Here is an 8585-nt window from a genome sequence, read left to right as displayed (position 1 = left end):
GGATGATCTCCTTGCGCCGGTCGGCATCGAGCACGACCTTCGCCGCTTCCAGCTTGGAAACATAGTCGTCGAAGCGGCGCACCGTAATGGCATCAGGCGCGTGGAAGCGGTGGCCATAGGTGACGTTGCCCGAGCGGATGCCGTCGATCTCGAAATCGACCACGACAGGCTCCTCGGTCTCCGGGCCGAAGGTGCACAGGATCGATTGCAGCGGCCGCACCCAGCGCAGCGAGCCGGGCTTGGCCGAGGCCGGCCCCCAGCGCATCGATTTCGGCCACGGAAAATTGCGGATGATGCCCGGCACCAGCTCGGCGATAATCTTTTCGGCCGCCCTGCCCGGCTTCGAAATATGGGCGACGTAGAAGTCACCCTTCTTCGGATCGGAATGGACATGCGCCTCGGCGATCGAAGCAAGTCCGGCCTTGCGCAGGAACCCCTGGATCGCCTGTTCAGGCGCTGATGTCGAAGGTCCTTTGATCTCTTCGCTTACATCCTTCGAGCGCGCGGTCAGGCCCCTGATATCGAGCGTCAGCCGCCGCGGCGTCCAGTACTCGCGCGCCGCCTCATAGGTCAGTCCCGCCTCGACCAGACCGTCGGTCAGCATCTTCCTGAGATCACCCGCCGCCTTGCGCTGCATGCGGGCAGGGATTTCCTCGGAACGAAGTTCGAGCAACAAATCCGGCATCAGAGTGTCTCCGCCCGCATGCCATTTTCCTGTTTGCGCGTCCTCGCGCCTCCGGCGCTGCGGTCGCGCGGCTGGGCAGGAATCTCTTCCGAGCGGAGTTCTAGAAGCAGGTCAGGCATGGATGGGGCTCACGCGGCAAAATGGTCCGGGCGGGGCATAGCAACTCGGCTGGCCGCTGTCACCCTTTCCGCGCGCCGATCGCCGATTTGCGCCCATTTCCAGAAATCTTGGCCGCCCTGTCGGGACGAGACGATCCCGCTCGTCCTTGGATCAAAGATTTCCATGAACCGAACGCAGCGCTGAAGCGACCCACGCTCAGGCAGGGAACTATTGGCTCAACGACCATGAAAACGGCATCCAGACTTCTGCAGATCCTCGCGCTCAGCGCCTGCTTCACCGCGCAGGCCCATGGCGCCTTCTCGATGCCGGGCGTGCGGCAGGCATTGCGCACGATCGACGGTACCGGCACACAGAACGTCCTGCCGATCAACATTTCCTTCGAGATGATGAAACGGGTCTGAAACTCAGGCTGCCAAGCCACCCGCCTGCGTCTTCAAAAATGCCTCGCCGCAGGCCTTCGCCAGATTGCGCACCCGCAGGATGTAGCTCTGCCGTTCGGTGACCGAAATCACACCGCGTGCGTCGAGCAGGTTGAAGACATGGCTGGCCTTGATGCACTGATCATAGGCCGGGAAAACCATGCGATGCATCGGCAGATTGTCGTTAGACGCCGGCGCGCCGGCATCGAGCAACGCTTTGCACTCGGCCTCGGCGTCCTCGAAGTGGCGCAGCAGCATCGCCGTGTTGGCGTATTCGAAATTGTGGCGCGAATATTCCTGCTCGGCCTGCAGGAAGACATCGCCATAGGTGACCTTGTCGGCGCCTTCGCGGCCGTTGAAGTTGAGGTCGTAGACATTGTCGACGCCCTGCACATACATGGCCAGCCGCTCCAGCCCGTAGGTCAGCTCGCCGGCCACCGGCGCGCATTCGATTCCGCAGACCTGCTGGAAATAGGTGAACTGCGACACTTCCATGCCGTCGCACCAGCACTCCCAGCCGAGGCCCCAGGCGCCCAGCGTCGGGCTTTCCCAATCGTCCTCGACAAAGCGGATGTCGTGCAGCAACGGGTCGACGCCGATCGCTGCCAGCGAACCGAGATAGAGCTCCTGCAGGTTGGGCGGGTTGGGCTTCAGGATCACCTGATACTGGTAATAATGCTGCAGCCGGTTCGGGTTCTCGCCATAGCGGCCATCCTTGGGACGGCGCGAAGGCTGGACATAGGCGGCATTCCAGCGTTTTGGCCCAAGCGCGCGCAGCGTCGTTGCCGGATGAAACGTGCCGGCGCCGACCTCCATGTCGTAGGGCTGCAAGATGACGCAACCATAGGCCGCCCAGTAATTGTGCAAGGTCAGGATCAGCCCCTGGAACGAGCGGCTGGGATGCATATGGGCGGGGATTTCAATAGTCATGGTGGCCTCGACAGCACGGGCTAGCTTGCCGGCACGTCCTAGAGACACGGCGGCAAAGCGTCAAGCAAGGCGCGCCGGCGCGGATCGCCGGAAGCGTGCGGGACGATGTTGAAAGCATTGCGAGGGCGTGGCCCATTGCCGGTCATGGCAGCCTGAGGTCTGTTCGATGCGTCGTCCATGTCAATGACAACAGGTCCAGCCATGCCCAGCCCGATCGTCATCCGTCCCGTTATGCGCCGGGATTTCGAGCAATGGCTGCCGCTGTGGGACGGCTACAACGCATTTTATGGCCGCTCGGGTGAAACGGCCCTGCCGGGCGAGATCACCCAGATGACATGGTCGCGTTTCTTCGATGCCTACGAGCCGGTCCATGCGCTGGTTGCCGAGAGCGAGGGACAGCTTCTCGGCCTAGTGCACTATCTCTTCCATCGCAGCACCACGTCGATCGCACCGAATTGCTACCTGCAGGACCTTTTCACCACACAGGCCTCGCGTGGCAAAGGCATCGGCCGGGCGCTGATCGAGGGCGTCTATGAGCGTGCCTGGGCCGCCGGCTCAGGTCGGGTGTACTGGCTGACGCATGAAACCAATCACACGGCGATGAAGCTCTATGACAAGGTCGGCGAACGCTCCGGGTTTGTCGTCTACCGGAAGATGTTCTGAGGCCGTCTCCGCAAATCGGCGAGCGTCTGGGCGGGCGCATGTGGCCCAAACGAAAACGGGGCTCCGAAAAGAGCCCCGTTCGTATTCAAAATAGTCGACTTCACCCCTTCGGGGCGGGCACCGGCTCTGGCTTGACCTTCGGGGTTTCCTGCGCCGTGTTGGATTCGATCGGCGGCAGGCCCTTCATCAGCTTCTGCTGCAAGGTGGCCAGCACATCGGGATCCGGCTTCAGGTCGCGAGCCTGGTTCCACTGGAAAGTTGCTTCCAGCTTGCGGCCGACGCGCCAGTAGGCATCGCCGAGGTGATCGTTCAGAACCGGATCTTCCGGCTTCAGCGACACGGCGCGTTCCATTTCGCGCACGGCGTCATCGAACCTGCCGAGGCGGAAATAGGCCCAACCCAGCGAATCGACGATGTAACCGTCGCTCGGCCTGAGGTCGACGGCCTTCTGGATCATCGCCAGGCCTTCCTTGAGGTTGGTGTTCATGTCGACCCAGGAATAGCCGAGATAGTTCAGCACCTGCGGCTGGTCGGGGAACAGCTCCAGCGCCTTGCGGAAGTTCGGCTCGGCCTTGGGCCATTCCTTCAGGCGCTCATATGCGATGCCGCGCTGGTAGAAGATATTCCAGTTGGCTGAAGTCGGCGTCTTCAGCACATCGACAGCCTTGTCGTAGAGATTGGCGGCCGAGCGGAAATCATCCTTCGAGGAATAGACGCCGCCGAGCGCCAGATAGGCGCGCATGTCGTCGGGATGGGCGTCGACGAAGGCCTTCAGATGGGTGATCGCTTCTTCGTGACGGTCGAGATCGGCAAGGTTGAGGCCGAGCTGCAGGTCCGAAAGCTCCTTCAGCGGCGAGGTAGCGGGGATCCGCCGATAGAGCGCAATGGCGCCCTCGCCATCCTTCAGCTGCTCGGATACAGCAGCGAGTTGCACCAGGGCGGCGTCGCTGTCAGGCTTCAGGGCAAGCGCATATTGCAGATAGAGGCGAACGAACGGCTCGCCGCCGCCACGGTTGAGCGCGGTGGCAAGGTCGAGCAAAATCTCGGAGGCACCGTCCGACGGGCCAGTAGCGAAGGGCGCAATCTTGTCGCCCTTGGCGATCCTGTCGCGCAAGGCGACGATCTCCAGCTTGCCCGGCGAAAACGCCTCGGCCTGGTCGAGCACCGACAGCGCCTTGGCCTTGTCGCCCTTGCGGGCCAGGAACGACGCGTAGGCCTGGGCGTTGCGCATCCAGGTTTCGGGAGCGGCGCCGCCGGCGGCGGTGTCCTGCATGGTCGCGGCGTAGATCGCTTCGGCCTTCTCGGGCATACCGGACGCATCGGCGATCAGCGCGCGGTGGAACGACTTGAACAGGCCGAACCAATCCGGCCCCTGCAGCTTGTCGATGGAGGTCATCGCATCGGAGGCCTCGCCGGCGCCCTGTTGGGCCCAGCCGGACATCACCCCGGAGATCAGCCGGTCGAGATCGGATTCCAGCGACAGCTTGAGCCAGTACTGCGCCTTGGTGAAATCCTTCTTGTGGAAGGAATCAACGGCGAGTGCCAGGCGCGAAAAGCGCTCGACATCTGGAACTTCCTTGAGCTTGTCGGCATAGACGAGGGATTCGTCGAAGCGGCCCTGCGCGATCAGCGACAGCATCAGGCTCTGCTGCAGGCCGGTGTCGCTCGGGTCGAAGGCCAATGCCTGCTTGTAGTAGGCTATGGCACTGTCGAGGTCGTTGTCGCCTTCGGCGATCCGAGCTGCCAGATAGGCGCCCGAAAACGACGTGATCTTGACCGGTTCGGTGGTTTGCTTGGCATAGGCCGGCAAAGTCGAGATCGCCATGCCTGTAACAATTGCCAGCCTTGTCAGCCAGCGCGCACGTCCTTGCCGCATCGTATCCCTTTCAGCCAGGCGCCATCTCCGCGTCAGCGGGATCGGCGTAGACTCGATCTTTCCAGGCAAAGCATGGCCTTTTTGGGGTCACGCTTCAATCCGCCTCGAATTCACAATCCGGGCACCCGATTAACAAACCATGGCGACAGGCACCAGTTTCCGATCTTGAATTTCGGCCATGGCCCTGCGCGGCGCCGACTATATCACAGATTCGACCATTGAGGTCAGCGCCAATATCAGCCCTTGCCTGGCGAGGCGGACCGGTGCACCAGCGTGTCGCTATATCCGCCGGCCGCTATCGTGCTGCACAGCTCATTCCACTCACAGCCGCCGCAAGCCTTGCGCACGCGGCCCGCCGAAAACGCCTGCCGCATCCGAGCCAGGATTGCCGCATCGAGATCGAGACTGGCGCCGACGCGGATTGATTGCGCCAGCAATTCCTCCACGTCCTGTGCAGCGAGCCGGTCCCGCTCGACGACGCTCTCGTTGAGACAATGCGGTTCCGGCTCGTCGAGCAAGGGAGCGCAGACATCGTCGGGGCCGGAAACGAGGAGGACGTCCTCGCCCCGGCTCAGGCGCTCCGCGACGCGATCATAATTGGCGGTGAAGGCGGGGCTGTATCCCTTGCCCACATAGGTGAGCAGGCAAAGGAGGTGATGGGCGCGTAGCCTGATCGTCATTTATTCTTGTGGCCTGAGGTCGGTCGGCTCGGGTTTGTAGCCCGAAAACAGCTTGAGTGTCGCAGCACCCAGCGCCGACTTGAGCAACCCGCCGACGAGAAAAGGCAGGAAGCCGAAGGTGATGGCCTTCTCAGTGCCGATCATGACAGCGAGCCACATGGTGCCGAGAACCAGGCAGGCAAGGTTGCCGAGCAGCATGGCGGCGAAGGCGAGCACCACCCTGTTGCCTTTCCAGCCGCGTTCGGCCAGCCAACCGACCAGGGCGCCGACAAGCGGGAAGGCGAAGAGATAGCCACCCGTCGGCCCGACGAAATACGACGCGCCCCCTACCCCTCCCGACAGGACCGGCAAGCCGATGGCCCCTTCGACCAGCCAGGCGACGATGGTGACGGCGCCAAGCCGCCAGCCATAGAGCGCGCCGATCAGGGTCACCGCAAAGGTCTGCATGTTTACCGGGACCGGCACCATCGGCACCTCGATGTAGGACGCCAGCGCCAGGAACAGGGTGCCAAGCACGACGGCTCCAACCTGCCAGGCAAGAGAACGATCCTGAAGCCGGAGCGGGCTGAACGACGGCTTGCTGGGTGAGAATGCGACGTCTGTCATTGGGATTCCTCGATCGATTGCAAATTATAGATAATTTCTGTTTTCGATCTATTATCGAATCCACACTTCCCCGGAGATTGCAAGCCCTGGCTTTGGCGGAGGTCGTCTAACCTACGATGGCGAAGGCTTCTCGCGTGGTTCCGGAAGCCGTCCTGACCGGCTTGCGGCCAATCCATTGGACGTGCCGTCCCAGCGTCACTGCGGCCGATTCGGTGTTTCCCTGCCGCAAGGCGGCGAGGATCGCGCGATGGTCCTGATCGGTGCGCGTCTCCCACTCCGAACGCCATGCCGCGAACAGGAAACGGGCGCTTGCGGCATGCAGATCGTCAATGGTGGCGAGCAGGCGCGGCATGCCGCATGGCGCGAGGATCAAGCGGTGGAAGGCGCGATTGGCTTCCTCCCACGACCGGACATCGCGGGACTTGTCGCCGGCCTTGGTCGCCTCCTCGGCGAGATTGAGAATGGCCGATGTCAGGTGTGGCGCGGCGTGGCGCAGCGCCAGCACTTCGAGTGCCGCCCGCATCTCGGCGACTTCCTTGACCTCGCCCAGATCGAAAGACGCCACTCGCACGCCTCGGCGCGGCTCACCGATGGCCAGCCCTTGCGCCTCGAGACGGCGGAAGGCTTCGCGCACCGGGACATGGCTGGTGTGGAATTCCTCGGCGATATGATCCTGCCGAAGCCTGGCCCCCGGCTCGATCGCGCCCGAGATGATGCGGTCCGCCAGCACCTTGCTGATGCGCACCGCGATGGTGTCGTCCGTGCCCTTTGCCATGTTTTATAGATAATTTGCGGCGGGGCAGCTTGTCGAGACGGCAACACTAGGATTCGGTAGGTTGCCTCTTGTGCGGGCGTCCTCGTCAGCCGTGCCGGAGAGGCGCGGCAACGTTTCTCAGTTCACCCGGCTGATGCAGAAATCGATGACGTCGATCAGCGCCGATTTCTGCGGCGTCGCTTCCAGCGGCGCCAGCGCGTCGCGGGCGATCTCGCCGAAATGGCGGGCGCGCCCGATCGTGTCGGCAATGGCGCCGTGGCGGGTCATCAGGCCGGTCGCCTTTTCCAGACCGGCGTCATCGGTGACATTGTCCTCGATGGCGCGCTTCCAGAAGGTGCGCTCGGCCTTGGAGCCGCGCCGGTAGGCAAGGATGACCGGCAAGGTCACCTTGCCTTCGCGGAAATCGTCGCCGACGTTCTTGCCCAGATCCTTGCTGGTGCCGCCATAATCCAGCGCATCGTCGATTAGCTGGAAGGCAAGGCCGAGATTCATGCCGTAGGAGCGCAGCGCGGCACGATCATTGCGCGTCGCCTGGGCGATGACGGGACCGACTTCGGCAGCAGCCGAAAACAGCGCCGCGGTCTTGGCCTTGATCACCGCGAAATGCTCGTCCTCGGTGGTTTCGAGGTTCTTGGCGGCGGCAAGCTGCATCACCTCGCCCTCGGCGATGATCGAGGCCGCACTCGACAGGATGTCGAGTGCTTCGAGCGAGCCGACATCGACCATCATGCGGAAGGCCTGGCCGAGCAGGAAGTCGCCGACCAGTACGCTTGCCTGGTTGCCCCAGATCATGCGGGCGGTCTTCTTGCCGCGGCGCATGCCGCTCTCGTCGACGACGTCGTCGTGCAGCAGCGTCGCGGTGTGCATGAATTCGACCGAGGTGGCGAGCTTGACGTGGCCCTCGCCGACATAGCCGAACATCTGCGCGGCAGCGAGTGTCAGCATCGGCCGCAGCCGTTTGCCGCCGGACGAGATCAGATGATTGGCGACTTCCGGGATCATCTCGACGTCGGAGCCGGCCTTGGACAGGATCAATTCATTGACGCGCCCCATATCGGCGGCAGTCAGATCGATCAGATCCTTGATGGAGGCAGACTCCCGCTTCCCGTTTTCGATGTTGAGAACGACACCCACGACAATCACTCCCGTCTTGGTATAACGCGTGCGACGGCACCCTTAGTCCCTGCATGGACTCTAGGGCGGCGGACATGGCCACGGCAAGTGGCGAATTGGCGCGGCGGCGATGACGGAATGTCAACCGACGCCGAAAGGGAGTTCTACTTTGCCACGGGAATCCGCCTGCCCGTTTACATCAGCGCTGCAAACTGAGAGTTTCGCCCGATGATTGAGCTCATTCGCACCAACGACGCCGTCATCATTTCCTTTGTCGAATCGCTGATGCGCGATGCCGGCATCGGCTGCTTCGTCGCCGACCAGAACATGAGCGTGCTCGACGGCTCGCTCGGCATCCTGCCGCGGCGCGTCATGGTCGACGCCGACCAGGCCGACGCGGCACGGCGCATCCTGACGGATGCCGGCATCGCCAACGAGATTCGCGGAAAATAATGTCCGCCGCGCCGGCCACCCTCGTCCCGGACACGCCGGCCCATACGGTCGACGCTTTCCATCGCGGCCGGTTCTGGCTGGTGCAGCCCAAGCAAGGCGGCCATCGCGCCGGCACCGAAATCGGCGAGACGCCCGGCAAAGGCGGATGGCACGGATGCCGCCAGCATCATCGCATCCATGCCGGCGCGATGGCCGCCTTGCTTGGGCTGCACCAGCCAGAACCGGCCGCGATGGAAAGCGTCGACCGGATGGGCCGGCGTGTCCG

The 8585-nt window shown here is 63.1% G+C and carries 10 protein-coding genes and 1 pseudogene; 4 read left to right on the top strand and 7 right to left on the bottom strand.

Features of this window, described 5'->3' with window-relative positions:
• Positions 1-685 (bottom strand): glycine--tRNA ligase subunit beta (locus tag EN993_RS26125; RefSeq protein WP_127265201.1); only part of this gene is annotated, 685 nt, incomplete at its 3' end.
• Between the two features lie 344 nt (positions 686-1029).
• Between EN993_RS26125 and EN993_RS37135 the strand changes: the two genes are divergently transcribed.
• Positions 1030-1206, top strand: coding sequence for a hypothetical protein (locus EN993_RS37135; RefSeq protein WP_164548640.1), 177 nt, complete (start codon positions 1030-1032; stop codon positions 1204-1206).
• A gap of 3 nt (positions 1207-1209) precedes the next feature.
• Here EN993_RS37135 and EN993_RS26120 read toward each other — a convergent pair whose 3' ends face one another.
• Complete coding sequence (locus tag EN993_RS26120) at positions 1210-2154, bottom strand: glycine--tRNA ligase subunit alpha (protein ID WP_027035983.1); 945 nt, start codon at positions 2152-2154, stop codon at positions 1210-1212.
• Between the two features lie 201 nt (positions 2155-2355).
• On the opposite strand from EN993_RS26120, the gene EN993_RS26115 reads away from it, so the two are divergent.
• Positions 2356-2817 (top strand): GNAT family N-acetyltransferase, encoded by a 462-nt coding sequence (locus EN993_RS26115; RefSeq protein WP_127265200.1) that lies wholly within the window; start codon positions 2356-2358, stop codon positions 2815-2817.
• 100 nt (positions 2818-2917) lie between these two features.
• Here the strand turns inward: EN993_RS26115 and EN993_RS26110 are convergent, their stop codons facing one another.
• The 5 genes from EN993_RS26110 to EN993_RS26090 all read right to left on the bottom strand — a co-directional run bounded on the left by EN993_RS26110 (position 2918) and on the right by EN993_RS26090 (position 7888).
• On the bottom strand, positions 2918-4693 hold the full coding sequence (locus EN993_RS26110; RefSeq protein ID WP_109662164.1) for a tetratricopeptide repeat protein: 1776 nt from the start codon (positions 4691-4693) through the stop codon (positions 2918-2920).
• Positions 4694-4929: 236 nt separating this feature from the next.
• Complete coding sequence (locus EN993_RS26105) at positions 4930-5373, bottom strand: DUF1284 domain-containing protein (protein ID WP_127265199.1); 444 nt, start codon at positions 5371-5373, stop codon at positions 4930-4932.
• Positions 5374-5979 (bottom strand): biotin transporter BioY, encoded by a 606-nt coding sequence (locus EN993_RS26100; protein WP_127265198.1) that lies wholly within the window; start codon positions 5977-5979, stop codon positions 5374-5376.
• Between the two features lie 106 nt (positions 5980-6085).
• A complete protein-coding gene (locus EN993_RS26095; protein WP_127265197.1) occupies positions 6086-6754 on the bottom strand; it encodes a GntR family transcriptional regulator in 669 nt (222 codons plus the stop codon).
• Between the two features lie 117 nt (positions 6755-6871).
• The gene (locus EN993_RS26090; RefSeq protein ID WP_127265196.1) at positions 6872-7888 is read right to left on the bottom strand and encodes a polyprenyl synthetase family protein; all 1017 of its coding nucleotides are present in this window, start codon (positions 7886-7888) and stop codon (positions 6872-6874) included.
• Between the two features lie 207 nt (positions 7889-8095).
• On the opposite strand from EN993_RS26090, the gene EN993_RS26085 reads away from it, so the two are divergent.
• Both EN993_RS26085 and EN993_RS38005 read left to right on the top strand, forming a co-directional pair.
• Entirely contained in the window at positions 8096-8320 is a 225-nt protein-coding gene (locus EN993_RS26085) for a DUF2007 domain-containing protein (protein WP_015318845.1), read from the top strand.
• Positions 8320-8585, top strand: a pseudogene (locus EN993_RS38005) (hypothetical protein); the annotation flags it as partial. The gene EN993_RS26085 and the pseudogene EN993_RS38005, both read left to right, overlap by 1 nt.

Origin of the sequence: Mesorhizobium sp. M7D.F.Ca.US.004.01.2.1 (assembly GCF_003997785.1) — a bacterium.
Taxonomy (GTDB): domain Bacteria; phylum Pseudomonadota; class Alphaproteobacteria; order Rhizobiales; family Rhizobiaceae; genus Mesorhizobium; species Mesorhizobium loti.
Note: the sequence above shows the minus strand (reverse complement) of the source record. Positions and strands in the feature narration are given on the sequence as shown.